The organism is Streptomyces sp. NPDC096040, from assembly GCF_040303265.1.
Taxonomy (GTDB): Bacteria; Actinomycetota; Actinomycetes; order Streptomycetales; family Streptomycetaceae; genus Streptomyces.
The window spans coordinates 11,621-32,974 of sequence record NZ_JBEOTA010000047.1; the positions used below are offsets into that span (position 1 = coordinate 11,621).

Below are 21,354 nucleotides of genomic sequence, written 5' to 3' on the forward strand. Positions count from 1 at the left end.
AAGCCGCAGCCTGCCCTGTGGCGGCGTACGGCAGGCTACGCGGGCCGATGACCAGCGCGGGACGCCGAAACCAACCGGTAGCGCCGCCCCGCACTTGACGTCCACCTCGTAGGCGGTCTGCGTCGTCCCCGCCTCCGCGGCGTCGTCCTCGCCTCCGGTGTCGTCACAGGGCGGTTTGGTTGTGTGGCACGGCGGCTGACGCCACCATGGCCGCCGCCCGCAACAGGCCCTGGGATCGCCCGCCCCGAGTCATCGACTTCCTCCTCAGCAGATGTTGCGAAGGCCAGGACGCGCTCTGGCCTTCGTGTCAGAGGTGAACGAGGTCCGTGCGCGGTGAAGTTTTCGGGTCCCCTTACGCACCGGCGCTCAGGCCGTCCAGACGCGGTCCGCGTAGTCGAGGAAGTTGCGGCCGAGGATCTTTTCGATGCGTTCGGAGCGGTAGCCGCGTTTCTCCAGGAGGCGGATCAGGTCGTGGAACTGGTCCACACCGCGCAGGTCCACGACGAAGGGATAGGTGTCGGCGCGTTCGCCGGCCGCGCCGACGCCGGCCGCCCGGCGGGCGGCGACGTGTTCGGCGAGGGCCGCACGGTAGGCGTCGAGGTCGTCCACGGCGGTGACGGTGCCGTCGGTGCCGATGCCGACGTGGTCCTCGCCGCAGACGTCGACCGCGTGCACGATGTGGTCGACGACGTCGGCGGCGGTGGCGTGCCCGGTCGGGTTGAGGAAGGGCATGAAGTAGATGCCGACGAAGCCGTCCCGGTCCGCGACCAGGCGGAGCTCCTCGTCCGTCTTGTTGCGCGGCAGGTCGGCCAGGGCGCGACAGCCGGTGTGGTTGATGGAGACGGGCAGCCGGGAGTGCCGGGCCGCGTCCAGGCAGGTTTTCTCCCCGCTGTGCGAGAGGTCGACCATCAGGTGGTGGTCGCCGAGCGCCTCGACCACCCGGTGACCGAAGGGTGTCAGTCCCCGGTTGCCGGTGGCCATGGAGCCGTCGCCGAGGTGGTTGGCCTGGTTGTAGGTGAGCTGGACGACCCGTACGCCGGCCTCCGCGAAGCCGGCCACGCGGGTGTCGACGAGGGCGGGGTCCTCGCCGACGGCGACGGCGTTCTGGAAACCGTAGACGACGCCGATCCGCCGCTCCCGGTGGGCGCGCTCGATGTCGGCGGCCGTGCGGACCTTGAGCAGGTCGCCCGGGTGGGCGTCGATGATCCCGTCCCAGACCGCTATCTCGTCGAGTGTGTGCTCGTACGGCGGGAGGTCGCCCATGGTGTAGCCGAGGGTGATGTTGACGGCGGTCAGCCCGGAGGCGTGGGCGTCGGCGATCGCCCGGGCGTCAATGGCGAGTTGACCGCTGGAGGGGTTGAGCTGGGTGGCGGCGGCCCGGGCGGCGGGGGCGTTGGGGTTGTCGAGCTGCCCCAGCGCGTTGACGATCAGCGGGTGGGCGGCGGTGGCGGTCACTGGGCTTCCTTCTCGAAATCGGCACGGTCGAAGCGGCAGCCGCGTTTCACGGTGAGGGTGATGGTGCGCAGGTTGGCGATGTCCTCAAGGGGGTCCTCGTCCAGGACGGCGAAGTTCGCGAGCTTCCCGGTTTCGACGCTGCCCGTGTCCGCCTCGATGCCGGCGGCCCTGGCGCCGACGAGGGTCGCCGAGCGCAGGACGGCGGCGGCGGGGATGCCGCAGCGGTCGACGAGGAAGGCGAGTTCATCGTGGAGGGCGGGGAAAGGGTCTTCGGGGCCGGTCTCGTAATCCGTGCCGGTGCAGACGTCGACTCCGGAACGGTGTGCCTGGGCGGTGACGGCGGCGGCAAACTCGGCGTTGCGGCGGGCCTGTTCGGCGGACTCGGCGGTGTCTCCCCTGAGTTCGTCGCTGGTCCACATGGACGCGGTGGCGTCGAGGACGGTGCCGCGACGGCGCATCTCGGCGAAGAGAGCGGCCAGCCCCGGGTCGTCACCCGTGGCGAAACGGTCGTGGTCCACGCGGGGTTTGGTCTTGTAGCTGCTCAGCGGCTCGGTGGGGTTCTCGAAGGCGAGCAGGGTGACATGGGAGACGCTGTCCACGCCCGCGGCGACGACCTCGCCGGGTGAGGCCGGGAAGACGGTGGCGTGCGCCCAGACGGCGATGCCCTGGCGGTGCGCCTCGGCGGTGACGGCGGCGACGGTCGCGGCGTCCAGATCGGCGTAGACCTTGATCGCGGCGGCGTGGGTGCCACGGGCCAGGGCGACGGCGATCGGCAGGTCGGTGTCCGGGGTGACGGCCTGCATCCAGGGGACGGCGCCGGGTACGGCGCCCCGCGAGACCTCGTGGGTGCGCGGGTCGTCGAAGAAGGAGGGCCCGGCCATGAGCGCCGCGTAGCGGATGTCGGGGCCGGGGAACTCGCCGACCAGGGTGGCCCGGGACAGATCGCTGATCTGGCGCAGGTCATCGGCCATGTCACGGATGGTGGTGACACCGCTGTACACCAGGCGCCGGAGCACCGCCTCGGCGACGGGCCGGTCCGGCGGGGTGGCCAGGTGCTGGTGGGTGTCGATCAGGCCGGGGACGACGAACCGCCCGTCGAGGTCGACGCGGGGTGCGTCGGCCGCGAGCGGGGGCAGCGGGTCGCCGTCGCCGGTGACGGTGTGGATCCGGGCGCCGTCCGTGACGATCGTGGAGTTCGGGCGGGGCCGGTCGCCGGTGCCGTCGAAGAGGGTGGCGCCGCGGTAGACCGTGACGGTTCCGGCGGGCGGGGCGGCCCAGGGGGTCGGGGCACCGGGGGGCAGGTCGGTCATGGTCACCTTCGGTCCGGAAGACACTGTGTTGTTACGCTGTACGTAACAGCTGTATCGTGTGATGAAAACGCGGGTACTGTACTCCGCGGTCGGCGGATCAACGCAAGGGCGCGAACCGGACAGGACCCGAACCGGACCGAACACCGACCAGGCACCGGACCGGACACCTCGGTCCGTGGCCACCCCCGTGGACGAGAGGGAAGAGCCGCTGTCATGCCCGTCGCACCCCGTACCGCGGCGCCGCCCCGGTCTGCCGTGGACAAGGCGCTCGACCTGGTCGAGGCCGTCTCGCGCGCGCCGCATCCGGTGCGGCTGACCGATCTGGCCGCCGAGGTGGGCCTGCACCGTGCCACCGCCTACCGGATCCTGCTGGACCTGGTCCGGCGGGGCTGGGTACTGCGGGCCGGTGACCGCTATCTGCCCGGCGCCGCCGTGCTGCGGATGTCCGCCTCGGCCGCGGGCAACTCGCTGACCGCGCTGGCCCGCCCGGTGCTGGAACGACTGTCCGCCGCGACCTCGATGATGGTCAACCTCCAGGTACTGGAGGAGGGTGGCGCCCGGGTGATCGACGTGGTCAGGCCCGAACGGCTCGCCATGATCAGCCACTTGCGGGGCGAGCTGCTGCCGGTATGGCGGTTCGCCGGGCCGCTGGCCCTGGTCGCCGCGCTCGAACCGGAGGCGAGGAAGCGGTGGTTGGACGGACTGCCCAAGGACGCCGGGCATGTGGCGCGGGAGTTGGCCGAGGTGGAGCGGAGCGGAGTGGCCGTGGAGCGCGGCCGCAACGACAAGCTGGTCGCCTCCGTCAGCCGGGCGGTGATGCCCGGTCCGGGTGCGCCGGTGTGCGCGCTGACGGTCGTGGGTCCGGAGGCCGAGTTCGACGAGCCGAGACTGGCGTCCGTGGAGCGGGAGTTGCACGCGGCCGCGGACGAGCTGGTGACGGCCCTCACGGCCGACCCTGCCGAGGCCGGCCGGTGAGCGGCGTGCTGGTGCTGGACCGTCGGCAGACGGCCGCCGCACTGCGACCGGACGCCCTGCTCGACGCGGTGGCCCGGGCGCTCGTCGCCGTCGCCCGCGGCGAGGTCTCCGCCCCGCCCCGGATCGCCGCCCTGACACCGACCGGTCTGCTCGGCGCGATGCCCGGTTACGTGCCGGGGCTCGGGCTGGCCGCGAAGCTGGTGACCGTGACCGCCGATCCCCGGCACCCCGGTCGCGGTTTCCACCGTGGGCTGGTGGCCCTGTTCGACGAGCACGACGGGCGGGCGCTGGCGCTCGTGGACGGCGAGTCGCTGACCGAGGTGCGTACGGCGGCGTCCGCCACCCACAGCGCGCTGGCCCTGGCCGCCCGCCCCGGTCTCGGACGGGTGACAGTGGTGGGGACGGGCGCCCAGGCCCGCGCCCAGCTGGCGCTGCTCGCGGCGGTACGGCCACAGGCGGAGGTGACCGTGGCCGGCCGTGATCCGCAGCGGGCCGGTGCGGCGGCCGCGCTGTATCCCGGCGCGCGGGTCGCCGCCGGGATCGAGGACGCCGTACGCGAAGCCGATGTGGTGTTCTGCTGCACCGGCGCCACCGCTCCCGTCATCCGCCGCGCATGGCTTTCTCCCGGCGTCCATGTCTCCTCGGTCGGCGGCTCCCAGGGGCCCGAACTGGATCCCGGTACCGTCCGGGACGCGATCCTGTTCGCCGAGTGGACCGGCGCGGCCGGCGCACCGCCACCGGCGGGCGCCCATGAACTCCAGGACCTCTCCCCCGGCCGGCCGGTGACCCTCCTCGGATCCGTCCTGGCCGGCGACCATCCGGGCCGCGGCGGTGACACCGACGCCCTCACCCTCTTCAAGTCCACCGGTCACGCGGCTCTCGACGTGGCGGCGGTCCGGGTGGCCTATGACGTGGCGCTCGACCAGGAGTTGGGAGTACGCGTGGACCTGTGACGGGCGGGGCCGCTCGAACGGGCCGCCTCGACCCGGAGTTCGGAGGCGCGCCCCTTTGTTTCACAGCACAGCTAGATGCATAATGCCGTTATGGACAACCGGGTCGAAGATCGGGAGGTCCCCGCCGGGACGGCGAGCGCCGAGCACCCCGCGGGGTCGGCGGAGCAGTTGATGATCGCCGTGGAGCAGCTGGTGCGCCATGTGCGGCCCAGCGCCACCGCCGGCGGTCTGAGCACCACCGCCTCCTCCGCGCTCGCCCGGCTGGGCCGGGAGGGCCCGCTGCGGCTGACCGAACTGGCCCGTGCCGAGGGCGCCTCGCAGCCGGGGATGACCCAGCTCGTCGGCCGGCTGGAGCGCGCGGGGCTGGTGGCGCGCAACGCCGACAGCACCGACGGCCGGGGCGTTGTCGTGGAGATCACCGGGACCGGCCTCGAGGTCTTCCGGCAGCGGCGCGCCGAACGCGCCCACGCCCTCCAGGAACTGATCGAGGAGCTGACCGAGCCCGAACAGCGGGCCGTCCGGCTCGCCCTGCCCGCCCTGGCCCGTGCGATAGAGGGACGCCGGGCCCGCGACTGACCACTCAGGCCCTTCCCGCAGGGGCCGTTCCGTCCGCATCCGGAGAGAGGACCGTTGATGAGTGCTCCGCACCCGAGGACCGCGAGCCCGTTCAGGCAGCCGAAGGCCGTGTGGGCCGTGGCGTTCGCCTGTGTGATCTCGTTCATGGGCATCGGCCTCGTGGACCCGATCCTGCCCGCCCTGGCCACGAGCCTGCACGCCTCCCCCAGTCAGGTCTCGCTGCTGTTCAGCAGCTATCTCATCGTGACCGCGGTCGCGATGCTGATCGTCGGCTGGGTGTCCAGCAGGATCGGCGCCAAGCGCACCCTCGTCACCGGGCTCGCGATCATCGTGGTGTTCGCGGCACTCGCCGGCACTTCCGGCTCGATCAACGGAATCGTCGGCTTCCGTGCCGGGTGGGGACTGGGCAACGCCCTGTTCATCGCCACCTCGCTGGCCGTCATCGTCGCCTCGGCGAGCGGCGGTTTCGGCGGTGCGATCATCCTCTACGAGACCGCCCTGGGGCTCGGCATAGCCGTGGGCCCCCTGTTGGGCGGTGAGTTGGGCGCCATCAGCTGGCGGGGCCCCTTCTTCGGCGTCGCCGTCCTGATGGCGATCGCGCTCGTCGCGACACTGGCCTTCGTGCCGTCGCTGCCCAAGCCGGAACGCCGCACCTCACCGCTGGCGCCGATCACGGCGCTGCGCCACCGCGGTCTGCTGACCATGGGCATCATGGCCCTGCTGTACAACTGGGGCTTCTTCACAATGCTCGGCTACGCGCCCTATCCGATGGAGCTGGACGCCCATCAGCTGGGGCTCGTCTTCACCGGCTGGGGTCTGCTGGTGGCCGCGTTCAGTGTCTTCTTCGCGCCGCGTCTGCAGGCCCGGTTCGGCACCGCTCCCGTGCTGTACGCCAACCTCGTCGGCCTCGGCGCGGTGATGGCCGTCATCGCCGCCGGGGTCGACACGCCGACGGTCGTGATCGTCGCCGTCATCGTGAGCGGCATCTTCATCGGCATCAACAACACGTTGACCACGCAGGCGGTGATGGTGGTCTCGCCGGTGGAACGTCCCGTGGCCTCCTCCGCGTACGGCTTCCTGCGGTTCATCGGCGGCGGCCTGGCCCCGTACGTCGCCGGGAAGCTCGCCGACGCCACCGATCTGAGCGTGCCGTTCTACCTGGGCGCCGGCACCTTCCTGCTCGCGATTCCGGTCCTGGCCAGTGGGCACCGGCTGCTGCGCGAGGCGGAGGCCCGTCTCGGCGGCGGGGAGCCGGTCGTTCCGGCCCTCACTCCCGTCGGGCGGCGGGTGGCGGCCGGCACGGGCCCGGTCGTCGTGGCCGTCGGGAACCACGAGCGGGCCGCCGCCGTCGTCGACGCGGCCGCCCGGCTCGCCCGGGACACCGGCAGCCCGCTGGAGGTGGTGCACGTCCAGCGGACCGCCGTCGTCGAGGAGCAGGCGGCGGACACCGAGACCGCCGAGCAGGCCCGGGCCGCCGTGACCGCCCATCTGGACCGGCTCGCCGCCCAGGGGTTCGCCGCCACCGGCCAGATCCTGGACAGCGTCGGTGATCACGCGGCCGCGGGGCGGGTGCTGGCCCGGCACGCCGCCGAGGTCCACGCCCGTGCCGTCGCCGTCGGACGCTCGCCACGCGGTCCGCTCGCCCAGTTCGCCGACGGCAGTCTCACCACCGCGCTCGCCCACGCCGCGACCTGTACGGTCGTCCTCGTCGACCCGACCGACGCGCCCCTGCGGCTGACGGCGTCCACGCTCGTGGAACTACGGGACACCCCGGCCTGATCCGGCCGTTCGGCCAGGCCGCCGTGGCCGGCCCGCAGGCCAGGCACTGGTCGCCGCCGGCCCCACCACGCGAAGGCCCGGCGCCACACGGCCGACCCGGGTCGGGTCGCTTTCGCCGGGCTCGCCCACGGCCTGTGCCTGACCGCTCGGCCTACCCCACGACCTGCGCACCTGACCACCCGGGCCGGCAAGGACCTGCGCACCTGACCACCCGGGCCGGCAAGGACCTGCGCGCCTGACCGCCCGGGCCCGGCTACGGGCTCCGTCCGCCGGTCCGGCAGCACCGCACTCGGCGCGCACCGGCCGACAGCACGGCCCGGCCGGTGCGCGCCGGGCGCGCGGCTACCTCAGGTCGCGGGGCGCCGGTCCTCGACCGCGGGGTCACGAACGCCCTCGCCCGCGGCTGCGGAGGCGTCTGCGGCCACGGAGGCGTGGCCCGTCTCGCCGTTGCCCTGCGAGGTGACCACCTTCGAGGGACGGTTGCCGCGGTCCAGGATGCCGCCGGTGACGGCCAGACCCAGGCCGGCCATCGCGAGGGCCGCGCCGACCAGGTTGGGGGCGGCCCAGCCCCAGCCCGCCGAGATGACCAACCCGCCGAGCCAGGCGCCGGACGCGTTGGCCAGGTTGAAGGCGGAGTGGTTGGAGGCCGCCGCCATCGTCGGGGCGTCCTTGGCGTTGATCATCAGCAGCATCTGGACGGGCGTGGTGATGAGCGCGCCCATCGCGCCGATGATGGTGACCGTCACCAGGGCCGGCACCGTGCTGTGGACGGTGAAGTAGAACGTCACCAGCGCGGCCGCCAGCAGGGTGATCCCGGCGTACAGCGTCGGGCGCAGGGCCCGGTCGGTGAGGGGACCCGCGGCCAGGGTGCCGAGGGTCATGCCGACGCCGTACAGGGCGAGGACCCAGGTGGTTGAGGAGTCGGAGATGCCGGTCAGGTGCGTCAGCATGGGGACGAGGTAGCTGTAGACGGCGAAGAAGCCGCCGAACCCGACGACGGCGGTGCCGAGGCCGATGAAGACCTGCCGGTTGCCCATCGCCCGCAGTTCCCGCCGGATGCCCGCCTGCGGACCGCGCGGCTGGTGGGGTACGAGGAGGGCGAGCGCGGCGAGCGCCACCAGTCCGATGACGGCGACCGCGCAGTAGGCGTACCGCCAGCCCAGGTGCTGGCCGAGAGCGGTACCGGCGGGGACGCCGACGATGTTCGCGACCGTGAGCCCCAGGAACACGCTGGAGACAGCGCGTGCCGCGCGGTCCGGAGCCACCAGCCGGGAGGCGACGACGGCACCCACGCCGAACAGCGCGCCGTGCGGCAGTCCGGCCAGGAAGCGGGCGGCGAAGAGCAGGCCGAAGCTTGGGGCGAGCGCGGATGCCGTGTTCCCCACCACGAACAGCCCGGTCAGCAGGAGCAGCAGCCGCTTGTGGGACACTCGCGCGCCGATGCCCGTCAGCACGGGGGCGCCGACGACGACGCCGAGGGCGTAGGCCGATACGAGGTTGCCGGCGTGCGGCACCGACACACCCACCCCGTCCGCGATCTGGGGCAGCAGGCCCATGGTGGCGAACTCGGTGGTGCCGATTCCGAACGTGACGACGGCAAGGGCCAGCAGAGCCAAAGGCATGGTGGGTGAGCGAACCTTTCGGGGACGGCGGTCCGGGGACGGGGAGCGGGACGGGACCGGGAGGTGTCTTCAGCCTCCGGGGCCCGCCGCGCCGAGCGCCCTTGCCCAGCACACCCCAAGAACGTTGCAGCGAGATGGACCGGGTGTGCATTCCGCGATCGGTTCAAACAGCGGGGTGACGTGTGTCACCACGGCGGCGGCCGGTGCTCGCTGCCGGTGCCGCTACGTCCGTTCGCGCAGGGGCGGGACTGCGGGGACCTCCGGGGCGTTCGACATCGCTTCGGGGGTCAGACGGAAGACCTCGGGGTAGGCGTCGGCCCTCGTGCGGCGAACGGGCTCGGTGGTGCGCCAGGTGTAGAGGCAGCGGCGGCACTGCAGCACGTCCCAGACTCCGGGGTCGGGCGAGGTGTACAGGCTCTCGACGGTCTCGTGGGTGCAGCGGGGGCAGAGGTGCATGACGGGTTCTCCTTTTCGGTGGTGCGAGACCGGGCCGGTTCACGGTGGTGCGGGCCCGGAGCGCGCGGTCGGTGCCGGTCAGCCGCGGGCTTCGGACAGCAGCCGACGGATCCTGACCGCCCAGTCGGCGGCCTCGGGCAGGTCCCTCACCGGGGTGGAGAAGTTGCCGCGTTCGTCGGGGGCGACCGGAGTGGTGGCGTCGATGATCATCTTGCTGGTGATGCCGGCGGGCTGGGCGGCGGGCGCCAGCTCGACGACATGGAGGTTGGGAAGGATCACGACGTCCCCGGAGGGGTTGACCTTCGACGACATCGCCCACATGACCTGCGGCAGGTCGAAGGGGTCGACGTCCTCGTCGACGACGATGACCGTGGTGATGTAGCCGAGCCCGTGCGGGGTGGTCATGGCCCGCATCGCCACGGCCTTGGCGAAGCCGCCGTACCGCTTCTTGGTGGAGACGATGGCCAGCAGTCCGTGGGTGTACATGGCGTTGACGGCCTGGACCTCGGGGAACTCCGCGCGCAGCTGCTTGAGGAGGGGGACACAGGTGTTGGGGCCGACGAGGTAGTCGCACTCGGTCCAGGGCATGCCGAGGTAGAGGGACTCGAAGACGGGGTCGGTGCGGTACGAGATCCGGTCGATGCGGATGACCGGCATCCGGCGGCCGCCGGAGTAGTGGCCGGTGAACTCGCCGAAGGGGCCTTCCAGCCGGCGCTTGCGCCCCTCGATCACGCCCTCGATGACGACCTCTGAGCCCCAGGGCACGTCGAAGCCGGTCAGCGGCGCGGTCGCGATCGGGGCGGGGGCGCCGCGCAGGGCACCGGCCATCTCGTACTCGCTCTGGTCGTACGCCATCGGCATGCCGGCGACGATCGTGATCACGGGGTCGTTGCCGAGGGTGATGGCGATGGGCAGGTCCTCGTCCCGCTGCTCGGCCCTGTCCAGATGGAGGGCGATGTCGTGCACGGGGACCGGCTGGACCGCGAGCCGGTTCGGGGCGATGACCTGGAGGCGGTAGGTGCCGACGTTCTGCTTGCCGAAGTGGTCGGGATCGTCGGGGTCGCGGGAGACGACGGCGGCCTTGTCGAGGTAGAACCCGCCGTCCCCGTCGTTGAGGCGGAACAGGGGCAGCACCGAGAAGAGGTCGACGTCGTCGCCCTCCTGGGTGTTCTCCCGCCACGGGGCGTCCTCGCGGCGCTCCGGCGGCACCGGGAAGGCGTCCCAGCGCCGGGCGAACTCCTCCACCTGGTCCTTGACCGGGGTGGACTTGGGCAGGCCGAGGGCGAGGGCGTGGTTGGCCCAGGAGCCGTGCACGTTCATCGCGATGCGGGCGTCGGTGAAGCCCTTGACGTTGTCGAACCAGAGGGCCGGTGCGCCCTCACCGATCCGGCCGGCGGCGTTGGCCGCCGCGGCGAGGTCGGGTTCGGGGAGGACCGGCTCGGTGATACGGAGCAGTTGCCCCTCCGTGTCGAGGGCGTCGAGAAAGCTGCGCAGGTCGTCGTAGGCCATGAAGGTTCGTCCTTGATCGGTTCTTAGGTTCCGGGGGTGAGGTGCGCGCGGTCAGCCGGCGGGACGCAGTTCGCGGGCCGCGCGCATGCCCTCCCAGCGACGGGCGGCGGGGGCGGGGAGGTCGAACTGGTCGAGGACGCGGGACACGATGTGGTCCACGATGTCGTCCACCGACCGCGGATGGTTGTAGAAGGCGGGCATGGGAGGCACCAACCGCACTCCCATACGGGCGAGTTGGAGCATGTTCTCAAGGTGGATCTCGCTCAGGGGTGTCTCCCGTGGCACCAGCACGAGCCGGCGCCGTTCCTTGAGCACGACGTCCGCGGCGCGGCCGACCAGGCCTTCGGCGTATCCGGCACGGATGCCCGCGAGCGTCTTCATCGAGCACGGCACGATCACCATGCCGTCGGTGCGGAAGGAGCCGGAGGAGATGGCCGCGCCCTGGTCCTCGGGCCGGTGGGTGACGTCGGCGAGCGCGCTGACCTCGGCCACCGTGAGGCCGGTCTCCAGCTCGATCGTGGTGCGGGCCCAACGGCTGAGAACGAGGTGGGTCTCCACCTCGGGCAGTTCGGCCAGGTTCCGCAGCAGCCGGACGCCGAGTGCCGCGCCCGTCGCCCCGGTCATGCCCACGATGAGTCGCACGGTGATCAGCTCCTTGAGTGACGGTCGCCCCAGCGGGCGCACCAACGGGCGCGGACGGACTGTTTCGGTCGCCACGTCGCACAGAAGGGCACAGGACGGTCCAGAGACCGCGGCCCTTCGCGGCCGCCCTTCGCATTCCACGCTAGGTGCCGTACGGGCGCCGAGGGCCGTAGGCTGGCGACAGGCCATGAACAGAAACGGACATGTCGAGGTCACGGATCTCCATCTGCGGACCTCGGCGGGAGCGCCCCCGGGTGCCGAGGTGCTGACCCTCGGTGCGCTGCACGCCCGCGCGATCAGGAACCGCCGGGGTCTGTACGCGCCGGTGCGGCCGTCGTTCCATCATCTGATCGCGGTGCGTTCCGGGCGGCTGGCGTGTTCCGTCGACTTCGCCGAGCACACACTGGACGCGGGTGCCTGGTTGTGGGTGCGGCCCGGGCAGGTCCTCCAGTTCCGGTCGGGCCTCGACACCGCGGACGGCAGCGTGGTGCTCTTCCAGCCCGGTCTGCTCAACGCGGCCACCGCGAGGGCCGCCGGGGTCCACCGGCCCGCCGCGCGCACGGCACCGCTGCGTCCCGGGGACGACGACGCGCCGAGGCGCACCCTGGACCTGCTGGAGGACGAGTTCGGGCGGCTCGGGGACCTGCCCCTGGAGGCGCACATGGAGGTCGTACGGCATCTGCTGTCCGCGCTGCTGCTGCGGCTGACGCACGGGCGCGGCGGGGTCGGTGACGACGACCGGGGCAACGAGCCGTTCCAGCGCTTCCAGCAGGCGGTCGAGCGGGATTTCGCGCACTCCCGCCGGGTGGAGGACTACGCCGGGCAGCTGGGTTACAGCGTCCGCACCCTGACCCGCGCCACCCGTGACGCCGCCGGCTGCGGGGCCAAGCATTTCATCGACGAGCGGGTCCTGCTGGAGGCCAGACGGCTGCTGGTGCACACCGACTTCGCGACGTCCGCCGTCGGTGAACGCCTGGGATTCCCGGAGGCCACGGCGTTCACCCGATTCTTCCGCACCCGCACCGGAGAGACCCCGGCCGCCTTCCGCGCGCGCTACCGCAACGCGGATCGGTGACGCGCGCGGCGGCCGGAGTCCCTACCGCGCTCCTCCTGGGGAGGGCGCGACCGTGGTCGGTCGGGCCGGGGATCCCGGCACCGTGCCGGCCAGGATCCGACGGCGGCGCAGCACGGTCCACGCGACGAGGGGTGCGAGCACCACGTATTCCAGTTCCAGCGGCGGGGTGACCGCGGCGGCCGGGGCCACGGGCAGCGCGAACACCAGCAGGACGCGCGCCTGCGCCTCGCCGGTGAGCCCGATGCCCGGGACGAGGGACTGCGTCCGGTGCGCGCGGCGCAGGCGGGCGTCACCGGGCGGGTGCCCGTGCAGCCGCCGTCACACCCCGCCGTCTCGGTCCGCGGATCCCGGCGGCGGGGTGTCAGGTGGACGGGCCGTCCGTTCGGATGTGCCGGTCCTACGGATTGGCCGTCGGCTCCAGTGCGCCCACCGCCGCGGCGGCCGCGGACGAGTCCTCGCCGTAGAAGATGTCGATGTCGACCTCTTCGCCGCCCATCGTCAGTGTGTCCCACGCACCGCTTAGGACCAGCATGCGCAACGTGGCGGGTTGCAGGGTGCGCAGGCGCTCCAGGATCGCCTCGTCGTCCGGCATTCCCTGCAGGCGGAGAGCCAGCCGCGCACGGATGGCCTGCATCCGCTCCAGCAGCGTCTTGGTGTCCGCCTCACGGTCGGGTTCGTCGGGAATCCCGTCGATGCCGTGGCCGATGATGTCCTTGATGGCCCAGGTGACACCCCGGTCGTCGGTGGTGACCATCGCCTTCCAGGCCCGGCTCTTGTGCCGGTACTGGAGCATCGACATGGCCGCCTCGTGCCGCAGGAAGTCCGCGTCCCGGAACGGCCGCCCGTTCCACGCCCCGTTGAGGGACCGGGCCAGCGAGATCGCGGAGGCGAGACCGCTGTTGAGGCCGCGGCCCGGCCAGAAATGGATGGCGTTGGCGGCGTCACCGAGGATGAAGCCGTAAGTGCCTGGGGAGTTGGCGGTGGGGGGCAGCAACTCGGCCGAGAAACGCGGGCGTTGCACCATGTCGAGGCGGAAGCTGGTGACCGCCGTCAGGTCGTCTGACTCGACTCCGAACAGCAGCAGCCCCTCGCGCACCCGTCGCCACAGCGGCGAGCCCTTGACCAGCGCGGGCAGGAACAGCGTGCCGTGTGTCGCGCACTGGAAGTCGCCGTACTCGTCCCGGTCCATCAGGCACGGCCGGGAGGCGATGCACTCCTCGAAGACGCGGCGGACCGGGTCGAGGCCGATGACCTCCGCGGCCTCGGCGTCGGTCAGCCGCATGTTGAGGAAGCCCTCGCCGCGCAGCGAGTTGAGGAGGAAACGGTTCTGGGCGACCGTCAGCAGGACCGCCATGGGGTCGGTCAGGCCGGACTTCACGCGGAGGCCGAGGACGACGTCCCGCAGGTGGCGCCCGTCGAGGGAGTAGATCGACTCGTCGGCCTTGCCGAAGCGGGCGGCGAAGTGGTCCCGGGTGCGCGAGCGACCGCCGTCGCAGATCGCGAGCACATGCTGGGTGGCGAGCGCTTCCTGCTGTTGCTCCGCGTCGAAGCGGGCGGGTATGAGCCGTATCCGGTCCCGCTTCTCGTTCGCCAGCTCCAGCAGCCGGTCCTCGATATAGGCAATGCGCATGTTGCGCGGATGGTTGTCGCCGACCGAGTCCGGGCCGGAGGGCCACATCTCGGTGAAGTGCTCCGGCTCGAAGAGGCGCTCTTGGACCTCCTTCGGCCATGCGAGGTACTGGCGGCTCTGCACGGTCACCACCTGCAGGCGCCGTATGTTGCCCTCGTCCTGGCCCTTCCAGACGATGGTACGGCCCTGCTTTCGCCACCTGCCGTCGTAGACGGTGATCTGCGCCTGGGGTCCGAGGAAGTGCTCGAGCAGCAGGGCGAAGGAGAGGCCGACCGGGCCGCCGCCGGCCACGGTCACCCGCAGCACGGGCCCGCGTTCGCTCTCCTCCGGACCGTGCGTCACGGATCGGGGAAGGGAGAGCGCCATCAGCGTCTCCATGGCGTCCGCCACCTCGAAGCGGAACTCCTGGTCGCCCAGGGTGATCTCGTCACCGGGCTGCAGCAGCCGGGACTCCACCTCCTCGCCGTTGACCAGGGTGCCGTTGCTGCTCTCCAGGTCACACAGGACGTAACCCTTGTCCTCGTCGAAGACGATCTCCGCATGGAAGCGGGAGACACTCAGACTCGAGATGACGACGGTGTTCTCCGCGTTGCGCCCGAAGGTGACGCGGGTGTCCAGGACCGGGATGCGCTCCCCCGCCAGCAGACCTTCGAGTCCGACCAGCACCGGTGCCACGGCACTTCCTTCCACACGCTTGACATGTTGTTGAACCGCGACACCGATCATGCGCCACAGGGCGGCAGTTCCGAAGGCGGTATGCGGCTCTTTTCGCGAACCACCCCACGGGGGAGCATATACTTGCTTAGCCAAGTATTTCCAGTGTGTCCTTCGGTACAATTCCCTCTGTTCTGACGGGACTTCGTCTGTTTTCGGCCAGTGAGTCCCGCCCGCAGGGAAGCCCTGAAGCGGGCCGGGCAGCTGCCGCCCGGCCCGCGTTTCCATCGCTGGGCTCAGGATCAGTGGCCGTGGCCGTCCGAGCGCTTGCGGTGCAGGGTGAAGTTCTCGAAGACGGTCAGTTCGCCGTGCGGCTTGTTCACGTTGTAGTACGTGACGTGCATCCGGGTGGTGTCACCGGGGTGCCGGCCGGGGTCGACGGTGAAGGCGGCGAAGCCGTAGGGGTGTTCGACGTCGCGGACACCGGTCCACACCGCCTGCTCCTTCACATAGGCGGAGGTGCGCTTGCCGTTGGAGCCGGCGGTCGCAGACACGGCGGTGATCACCTTGGCCGTGCCGTCCTTGAAGAAGCTCTGGTTGGTGGTTCCCGAGACGCCTCCGCCACCGAGGATCATGTGCACGGTGCCGAGGCCGGCGTCGATGTCGTCGGTGGCCTGCGAGACCGGGTTGGGGGTGAGGGTCTCGCTGCCGGTCACGACACCGCGCACGGCCAGCGAACGCTCGTAGTTGTGCTCGTGGCCGCAGAGCACCAGGTCGACGCCGTACCGGTCGAACAGCGGGCCGTACTTCTCGCGCAGGCCCAGGTCCGCGCCGTTCGCGTCCGAGGAGCTGATCATGACCTGGTGCATGGCCACGACCACCCAGTCGATGTCGCTCGAGGAGCGTGCCGCCTTCAGTTCCTTCTCCAGGAAGGCGAGCTGGCGGCCGCCGGAGTAGCCGCTGATGTAGACGTCACCGCCGTCCTGCAGGCAGTTGTCGTCGTTCTGCAGCACGATCACCCGCACCGAGCCGGCCGTGAACGCGTACCACAGGCCCGCGAGTTCGGCGTCGGTCTCGGTGGACGGGAGGGAGAAGTAGGTCTGGTAGGCGCCGAGGCCGAGCGGGCCGTTGGCCTTCTCGATCTCGTGGTTGCCGGCCGCCGGCATCCAGGGGCGGAAGCGCGCCGAACGGGTGTTGTTGGTGAAGAAGTTGTTCCACGTCCGCACCCGGTCGACGTCCAGGTTGGCGTAGCAGAGGTCGCCGTTGAGGAGGTGGAACAGCGGGGCGACCTGCTCGATGCCGGTGACGATGTCCTTCGTCGCGGGCGTGGAGTTGGCGTCCAGGGCGACGGTGCCGTCGGCCGACCAGGTCACCTGCGGGGCGGACTGGTCGCCGAAGCTGGTGAAGGTGAGCGGCATCCGGCCGCGCGGGGCGGTACGGAACGTACCGCTGTCCGGGGTGGCGCCCTCATGGGTGGCCAGGTAGATGTAGTCGGTGCCCGGGGTGAGCCGGTTGAGCAGGGCGTGGTGGACGTAGACCGTGCGGTTCGAGGTGCCGTCGACATAGGTGACGGTCCGGGCGGCGGCGCTGGAACCGAAGCCGTGCTCCAGGGTGCCGTAGCGCACGACGGGCTTGGTCACCGGCCGGTCCGTGATCCACGACACCGTCATCTGGGTGCGCGGGTCCGCCCCGAACGTCAGGTGCAGGCCCTGGACGGGGGGCGCGCCGGAGGAGTCCGCGGTGAGGTGGAAGGCCGGGGCGGCGAACGGTGCGGCCTGTGCGGTACCCGCGCCGAGCAGCCCGGTGGCGGCCGCTCCCGCCCCCGCGGTCCCCAGCAGGCCCAGCGCGTGACGACGGCTGAAGCCCTCCGAACCTCCCGCCGATCTGTCCTCTGTTGAGTCTGCCTGTGTGGTCATGACGCCCTCCCGACGAACAGCTGAGCTGACAACGACCGCACCCTGGCCCAGTCCAACTTCCGCCACATGAACACCACATGGCGACACGGCCGGCACACGTCAGGCATCAGGCCGCCAAGACCGACACGTGGCCTCGCTTTTACCGGCAGCCGCCCCGGTCTTGACCAACCCGGCGCCCGCGACCCCGAGCCAATCGGGTGAGGCCCAAGTCACACATGGCTTCCTGTCACACATTGCCGACCGCTTCGGTCATTGGGGTGTATCCGCTACACGGCAAGGAGATCATTGTGGAATCGCGTCTCGACTACTTCGGCCACCCGCTCGCCGGGAAGGTGCTGAAGCACATCAACTCGGCCGGCAAGGCCGTTTCGGACTCGACGCTGCCGGCCGCGATCCAGGAGCTGGTGAAGATCCGCGCGAGCCAGATCAACGGCTGCGGTTTCTGCACCGACATGCACACCAAAGACGCCGCGCTGGCCGGGGAGACCGCGCAGCGCCTCAACCTGGTCGCGGCCTGGCGTGAGGCGAAGGTGTTCACCGAGGCGGAGCGCGCCGCCCTGGAGGTGACGGAGCAGGGCACCCGGATCGCGGACGCGGCCGGGGGCGTCTCCGACGAGGTGTGGGCCAATGCCGCCAAGCACTTCGACGAGGACCAGCTCGTCGCCCTGATCTCCCTGGTCGCCGTCATCAACGCCTACAACCGCATCAACGTCATCAACCAGCAGCCCGCCGGGGACTACCAGCCCGGCCAGTTCGGCTGACCGACACCCGCTGCCCGGCCGCGTCTTCTCCTCCCCGCGGAGGAGAAGACGCGGCCGGCCTGGCGTCTCGTCAGTCCGTGGTCGGGCCTGGGGCACGCAGATGGGCCCGCTCGGCCAGTTCACTCTCGTCGACCAGTTCCAGCATGGGCTTGCCCGGCGCGCACATCATGGTGACGACGAACCGGGTCCGCGCATCCGTGAGGGCGTTCCCGTCCTGGTAGTGGATCACATCGCCGCCCGGCTCCCAGAAAGTCCCGCCGGCCTCGACCAACCGCTCGGGCTCGCCCTCCAGCTCGAAACGGACGGCGCCCTCGATGACGTACCCGAACGCGGGTCCCGAGTGGCGTTGCGGCGGGGTACCCGGATCCCCGGGCTCCCACTCGACGTAGATGGTCATCGCCGAGGCACCCTCGGGGACGGGGATCGGTGCGGCGTCCTGCAACACCGTCACCGCCGTCTTCCACCCCTCCGGACGGGGCTGTCCTCCGGGCCCGCGCGCTGTGTTCCTGTCCGACATGGTCTGGCACCTCCACGGCTCGTCGTCCCTCGGCAACGGCCTTCCCACTGACCGGTACGCGGGTGGAGCTGTGACACGGTGCGGCCGGTACGTACCTCTCCGTGCCGTTCTGTGCGGCGCCGGCTTGTAGCATGATGATCCAACTCTGGAGGACATCGATGCGCGGCGGTGACAACGGGGACCCGGACTCCCTCGACCAGGCGACGAAGGAGTTCGTCGCGGCGCGTCCCCGGCTCTTCGGTATCGCCTACCGCGTGGCCGGCAGCGCGGCGGAAGCGGAGGACATCGTCCAGGAGACATGGGTGCGATGGCAGAACGCCGACCGTGCCGGCGTCCATGAGCCGGCCGCTTTCCTGGCCACGGTCACCACCCGGCTGGCGATCAACTTCACCCAGTCCGCCAGGGTGCGCCGGGAGTCGTACGTCGGCCCCTGGCTTCCCGAGCCCGTCAACACGAGCCTGGATCCGCAGCTGGGCGCGGAGCGCGCGGAGGCACTCGACCTGGCGGTGCTCCTCCTCCTGGAGAAGCTGAACCCCGTGGAGCGGGCCGCATACGTGCTGCGGGAAGCGTTCGACTACACGTACCGGCGGATCGCGGACATCGTGGAGACGAGCGAGGCCAACGCACGCCAGCTGGTGAGCCGTGCCCGCAGGCGCCTGGCGGCGGAGCGCCGGGAACCGGTGGACTCCGCCGAGCACCGGCGTTTGCTCGAGGTGTTTCTCGCAGCGGCGCAGCACGGCCATCTGTCGATCCTCGAAGAGGTCCTCACCGAGGACGTGGTCAGCTACACCGACGGCGGCGGAATGCGCGGCGCGTCCAGGATTCCGGTCGTCGGGCTCCCGCACGTCTCCCGGTACCTCGTCGCCTTCGCACCGCGTTTCTGGCCTCAGGCGGACATTCGCTGGGTCGAGGCCAACGGCAGGCCCGCCGTCCTGGTCTCGGCCGGCGGGAACGCGGTGGCGCTGCTGTCCGTCGATGTGTCGGAACGTGGTATCGAACGCATCATGTGGGTGATGAACCCGGCCAAGCTGGCCCCCTACGTGTCTTCGCTGGACGGGTGAGGCCCCTCCTCCAATAGGCCGCACTCCGGGGCGGCAACGGATGATTTTCCTCGAATTCCCGGACGGCCTGTCACAAGCGGAAGACCCGCCCGGTCTCTTCTGGTGCAGACACCAGAAAAACTCCGAGAGGAATTCCGTCATGAAGGTGGTCGTGATCGGTGGCACCGGGCTCATCGGCTCGAAGCTGGTCGGCAGGCTCGGCGAGCAAGGGCACGAGGCGGTCGCGGCCGCGCCCAGCACCGGCGTCAACACCCTCACCGGGGAGGGGCTGCCCGAGGTCCGCCAGGACGCCTCGGTCGTGGTCGACGTGTCCAATTCCCCCTCGTTCGAGGACCGTGCCGTCCTGGACTTCTTCCGCACCTCCACGGCCAACCTCCTGCAGGCGGAGGCCGACGCCGGCGTAGAGCACCATGTGGCGCTGTCCGTGGTGGGCACCGACCGGCTGCAGGAGAGCGGGTACTTCCGGGCCAAGAAGGCTCAGGAAGATCTGATCAGGGCGTCCGGCATGCCGTACACCATCGTCCATGCGACCCAGTTCTTCGAGTTCGCGAAGGGGCTGGCCGACGGGGTCACCGAGGGCGACACCGTGCGTCTGCCGGACGCCAGGATCCAGCCCCTCGTCTCCGACGACGTGGCCGCGGCCGTGGCCCGCGCCTCGGTCGGCGCGCCGGTCAACGGTGTGGTGGAGGTAGGCGGGCCGGATGCGTTCCAGCTCGAGGAGTTCATCCGTATGGCGCTGGCCGCGACGAACGATCCCCGTAAGGTCGTCACGGACCCGCAGGCGCGGTACTGGGGTGCCGAGCTGCGGGTTGACACGCTCCTGCCCGGTCCGGACGCGAGCCTGGGCGAGGTCAGGTTCACCGACTGGCTCGCGCGGCAGCAGTAGGCGTCGAAGTGTGGTGGCCCCCCGTCGGAGGAGCAGGGGGGCCGCTTGGCGACTGCCGAGCGCACTCTCCCGAATCACGAACTCCGGGCAGTGTGCTGACCGCCTGTTTCCTGGTATTCCTGCTCGTGCTGGGACAGCTGGTGGAGTTCCTGCCGGCTGAGCGGCTCGTGCACCTCGACGAACTCGCCGTGCGGCAGCCGTTTGACGATGCCGGTCTCGCGGCCGTGCAGCACCTGGTCGCGGTCCCTGCGCTGCAGGCCGAGGGCAACCCGTTTCGTCACCACGTAGGCCGTGCAGGGCACGACGAAGAGGCCGACACGGACCACCCAGGTCACGGATTCCACCGAGACGTGGAAGTGGGTGGCGATGATGTCGTTGGCGGCACCGGCCATCGCCACCAGATAGCAGGAGATCCAGGCGACGCCGAATGCCGTGCGCACGGGGCGGTTGCGCGGTCTGTCGAGAAGGTGCTGTTCACGGTCGTCACCGGTCACCCAGGACTCGACGAACGGGTACACGCCCAGGGCGAGGAACAGACCGACGCCCGCCGCCAGAGGAATCAGGTTGTCCAGGGCCAGCGTGTGGCCCCAGAAGGTGGCCTCCCAGCCGGGCATGACGCGCAGCAGGCCGTCCGCCACTCCCATGTACCAGTCGGGCTGGGATCCGGCCGAGACCTGGTCGGCGCGGTAGGGGCCGTACAGCCAGACGGGGTTGATCTGTGCGATCGCGGCGACGACGAAGACGGCACCGGAGACCAGGAAGAAGAGTCCCGCGGATTTCACGGCCCGCACCTTCGGCGGCAGGCCGACCACGTTCTGGTTACGGCGTCCGGGACCGGGATACTGCGTGTGCCGGTGCCGGAGCATCAGGATCAGGTGCGCCGTGAGCAGCGCCACCATCAACGCGGGGATGATCAGGACGTGGACCGTGTTGAAGCGCGCCACCGGATCGTCCCCGGGGAACTCGCCGCCGAAAAGGAACATGGAGACGTAGGTTCCGACGATCGGCACGGAGAGGATCGTTCCGTTGACGACCGCGAGCCCGGTTCCGGAGAGCAGGTCGTCCGGAAGGTCGTATCCCGTCAGTCCAGCGAACATTCCGAGGATCAGCAGCAGGAATCCCAGCACCCAGTTCAGTTCGCGCGGCCTGCCGAAGGCGCCGGTGAAGAACACGCGCATCATCTGGAGGAGCATGGCGCCGACGAAGACCAGCGCCGCCCAGTGATGGGTCTGCCGGATCAGCCGTCCGCCGCGGACGTCGAAGGAGATGTGCAGCGTCGAATCGAACGCCTCCGACACCGTCCGACCCTTCAGCGGCAGGTAACTGCCGTGGTACTGGACCTGGTTCATGGACGGGTGGAAGTACAGGGTCAGATAGACGCCGGTGACGATGAAGCTGTAGAGGCTGATCTCTCCCAGCAGGAACGACCAGTGGTCCGGGAAGGACCTGCGCGCTTTCGCTCTGACCACGCCGTACCCACCGAGGCGCCCGTCGAGCCAGTCGGCGACCTTCTCCCCCCGGGCGTCCTGCCGCACGTCCTTTTCCGGGCTCCGCTCCCCCATGCTCCTGCCACCCCA

The 21,354-nt window shown here is 70.9% G+C and carries 19 protein-coding genes; 8 read left to right on the forward strand and 11 right to left on the reverse strand.

Features of this window, described 5'->3' with window-relative positions; genetic code table 11:
• Positions 1-366 precede the first annotated feature (366 nt).
• On the reverse strand, positions 367-1,455 hold the full coding sequence (locus ABTY98_RS38425; protein ID WP_352225786.1) for a dipeptidase: 1,089 nt from the start codon (positions 1,453-1,455) through the stop codon (positions 367-369).
• Positions 1,452-2,765: an amidohydrolase family protein gene (locus tag ABTY98_RS38430; RefSeq protein ID WP_352225787.1), complete on the reverse strand. Its 1,314-nt coding sequence runs from the start codon at positions 2,763-2,765 to the stop codon at positions 1,452-1,454. Before ABTY98_RS38430 ends, ABTY98_RS38425 begins: the two co-directional genes overlap by 4 nt.
• Before the next feature lie 213 nt (positions 2,766-2,978).
• On the opposite strand from ABTY98_RS38430, the gene ABTY98_RS38435 reads away from it, so the two are divergent.
• The 4 genes from ABTY98_RS38435 to ABTY98_RS38450 all read left to right on the forward strand — a co-directional run bounded on the left by ABTY98_RS38435 (position 2,979) and on the right by ABTY98_RS38450 (position 7,048).
• Positions 2,979-3,740, forward strand: a complete 762-nt coding sequence (locus ABTY98_RS38435) for an IclR family transcriptional regulator (RefSeq protein WP_352225788.1) — start codon at positions 2,979-2,981, stop codon at positions 3,738-3,740.
• Positions 3,737-4,693 carry an ornithine cyclodeaminase family protein gene (locus ABTY98_RS38440; protein WP_352225789.1) on the forward strand — a complete coding sequence of 319 codons (957 nt, stop codon included), beginning with the start codon at positions 3,737-3,739 and terminating at the stop codon, positions 4,691-4,693. The genes ABTY98_RS38435 and ABTY98_RS38440 overlap by 4 nt, the downstream gene beginning before the upstream one ends.
• Positions 4,694-4,864: 171 nt before the next feature.
• Complete coding sequence (locus tag ABTY98_RS38445; protein WP_352225817.1) at positions 4,865-5,269, forward strand: MarR family winged helix-turn-helix transcriptional regulator; 405 nt, start codon at positions 4,865-4,867, stop codon at positions 5,267-5,269.
• 57 nt (positions 5,270-5,326) lie between these two features.
• Complete coding sequence (locus tag ABTY98_RS38450; RefSeq protein WP_352225790.1) at positions 5,327-7,048, forward strand: MFS transporter; 1,722 nt, start codon at positions 5,327-5,329, stop codon at positions 7,046-7,048.
• Between the two features lie 347 nt (positions 7,049-7,395).
• On the opposite strand, the gene ABTY98_RS38455 is transcribed toward ABTY98_RS38450, so the two are convergent.
• The 4 genes from ABTY98_RS38455 to ABTY98_RS38470 form a co-directional block, all read right to left on the reverse strand.
• The gene (locus tag ABTY98_RS38455) at positions 7,396-8,670 is read right to left on the reverse strand and encodes an MFS transporter (protein WP_352225791.1); all 1,275 of its coding nucleotides are present in this window, start codon (positions 8,668-8,670) and stop codon (positions 7,396-7,398) included.
• A gap of 222 nt (positions 8,671-8,892) precedes the next feature.
• Positions 8,893-9,126 carry a non-oxidative hydroxyarylic acid decarboxylases subunit D gene (locus ABTY98_RS38460; protein ID WP_352225792.1) on the reverse strand — a complete coding sequence of 78 codons (234 nt, stop codon included), beginning with the start codon at positions 9,124-9,126 and terminating at the stop codon, positions 8,893-8,895.
• 78 nt (positions 9,127-9,204) lie between these two features.
• On the reverse strand, positions 9,205-10,635 hold the full coding sequence (locus ABTY98_RS38465) for a non-oxidative hydroxyarylic acid decarboxylases subunit C (RefSeq protein WP_352225793.1): 1,431 nt from the start codon (positions 10,633-10,635) through the stop codon (positions 9,205-9,207).
• Positions 10,636-10,686: 51 nt separating this feature from the next.
• Complete coding sequence (locus ABTY98_RS38470; RefSeq protein ID WP_352225794.1) at positions 10,687-11,277, reverse strand: non-oxidative hydroxyarylic acid decarboxylases subunit B; 591 nt, start codon at positions 11,275-11,277, stop codon at positions 10,687-10,689.
• Between the two features lie 187 nt (positions 11,278-11,464).
• Between ABTY98_RS38470 and ABTY98_RS38475 the strand changes: the two genes are divergently transcribed.
• Positions 11,465-12,352, forward strand: a complete 888-nt coding sequence (locus ABTY98_RS38475) for a helix-turn-helix transcriptional regulator (protein ID WP_352225795.1) — start codon at positions 11,465-11,467, stop codon at positions 12,350-12,352.
• Positions 12,353-12,373: 21 nt separating this feature from the next.
• Here the strand turns inward: ABTY98_RS38475 and ABTY98_RS38480 are convergent, their stop codons facing one another.
• From ABTY98_RS38480 to ABTY98_RS38490, 3 genes are all read right to left on the reverse strand, one after another.
• Positions 12,374-12,556 (reverse strand): hypothetical protein, encoded by a 183-nt coding sequence (locus ABTY98_RS38480; protein ID WP_352225796.1) that lies wholly within the window; start codon positions 12,554-12,556, stop codon positions 12,374-12,376.
• Positions 12,557-12,749: 193 nt separating this feature from the next.
• Entirely contained in the window at positions 12,750-14,657 is a 1,908-nt protein-coding gene (locus tag ABTY98_RS38485; RefSeq protein ID WP_352225797.1) for an FHA domain-containing protein, read from the reverse strand.
• A gap of 281 nt (positions 14,658-14,938) precedes the next feature.
• Positions 14,939-16,552: a purple acid phosphatase family protein gene (locus ABTY98_RS38490; RefSeq protein WP_352225798.1), complete on the reverse strand. Its 1,614-nt coding sequence runs from the start codon at positions 16,550-16,552 to the stop codon at positions 14,939-14,941.
• Positions 16,553-16,839: 287 nt separating this feature from the next.
• On the opposite strand from ABTY98_RS38490, the gene ABTY98_RS38495 reads away from it, so the two are divergent.
• Positions 16,840-17,313: a carboxymuconolactone decarboxylase family protein gene (locus ABTY98_RS38495; RefSeq protein ID WP_352225799.1), complete on the forward strand. Its 474-nt coding sequence runs from the start codon at positions 16,840-16,842 to the stop codon at positions 17,311-17,313.
• Between the two features lie 70 nt (positions 17,314-17,383).
• On the opposite strand, the gene ABTY98_RS38500 is transcribed toward ABTY98_RS38495, so the two are convergent.
• On the reverse strand, positions 17,384-17,830 hold the full coding sequence (locus ABTY98_RS38500; protein ID WP_502994457.1) for a cupin domain-containing protein: 447 nt from the start codon (positions 17,828-17,830) through the stop codon (positions 17,384-17,386).
• Positions 17,831-17,988: 158 nt separating this feature from the next.
• Here ABTY98_RS38500 and ABTY98_RS38505 point away from each other — a divergent pair, with 158 nt between their 5' ends.
• Entirely contained in the window at positions 17,989-18,891 is a 903-nt protein-coding gene (locus ABTY98_RS38505; protein WP_352225800.1) for an RNA polymerase sigma-70 factor, read from the forward strand.
• A 139-nt stretch (positions 18,892-19,030) separates the two neighbouring features.
• The gene (locus tag ABTY98_RS38510; RefSeq protein WP_352225801.1) at positions 19,031-19,777 is read left to right on the forward strand and encodes an SDR family oxidoreductase; all 747 of its coding nucleotides are present in this window, start codon (positions 19,031-19,033) and stop codon (positions 19,775-19,777) included.
• A 74-nt stretch (positions 19,778-19,851) separates the two neighbouring features.
• Here ABTY98_RS38510 and qcrB read toward each other — a convergent pair whose 3' ends face one another.
• A complete protein-coding gene (gene qcrB, locus ABTY98_RS38515; RefSeq protein WP_352225802.1) occupies positions 19,852-21,339 on the reverse strand; it encodes a cytochrome bc1 complex cytochrome b subunit in 1,488 nt (495 codons plus the stop codon).
• Positions 21,340-21,354: the final 15 nt, after the last annotated feature.

Bases quoted from the DNA above. Each gene is read 5' to 3' on its own strand.
- ABTY98_RS38510 (WP_352225801.1), top strand. From the start codon at position 19,031: ATGAAGGTGGTCGTGATCGGTGGCACCGGGCTCATCGGCTCGAAGCTG.
- ABTY98_RS38505 (WP_352225800.1), top strand. From the start codon at position 17,989: ATGCGCGGCGGTGACAACGGGGACCCGGACTCCCTCGACCAGGCGACG.
- ABTY98_RS38500 (WP_502994457.1), bottom strand. From the start codon at position 17,830: ATGTCGGACAGGAACACAGCGCGCGGGCCCGGAGGACAGCCCCGTCCG.
- ABTY98_RS38490 (WP_352225798.1), bottom strand. From the start codon at position 16,552: ATGACCACACAGGCAGACTCAACAGAGGACAGATCGGCGGGAGGTTCG.
- ABTY98_RS38455 (WP_352225791.1), bottom strand. From the start codon at position 8,670: ATGCCTTTGGCTCTGCTGGCCCTTGCCGTCGTCACGTTCGGAATCGGC.
- ABTY98_RS38460 (WP_352225792.1), bottom strand. From the start codon at position 9,126: ATGCACCTCTGCCCCCGCTGCACCCACGAGACCGTCGAGAGCCTGTAC.
- qcrB (WP_352225802.1), bottom strand. From the start codon at position 21,339: ATGGGGGAGCGGAGCCCGGAAAAGGACGTGCGGCAGGACGCCCGGGGG.
- ABTY98_RS38450 (WP_352225790.1), top strand. From the start codon at position 5,327: ATGAGTGCTCCGCACCCGAGGACCGCGAGCCCGTTCAGGCAGCCGAAG.
- ABTY98_RS38465 (WP_352225793.1), bottom strand. From the start codon at position 10,635: ATGGCCTACGACGACCTGCGCAGCTTTCTCGACGCCCTCGACACGGAG.
- ABTY98_RS38430 (WP_352225787.1), bottom strand. From the start codon at position 2,765: ATGACCGACCTGCCCCCCGGTGCCCCGACCCCCTGGGCCGCCCCGCCC.
- ABTY98_RS38445 (WP_352225817.1), top strand. From the start codon at position 4,865: ATGATCGCCGTGGAGCAGCTGGTGCGCCATGTGCGGCCCAGCGCCACC.
- ABTY98_RS38475 (WP_352225795.1), top strand. From the start codon at position 11,465: ATGAACAGAAACGGACATGTCGAGGTCACGGATCTCCATCTGCGGACC.
- ABTY98_RS38435 (WP_352225788.1), top strand. From the start codon at position 2,979: ATGCCCGTCGCACCCCGTACCGCGGCGCCGCCCCGGTCTGCCGTGGAC.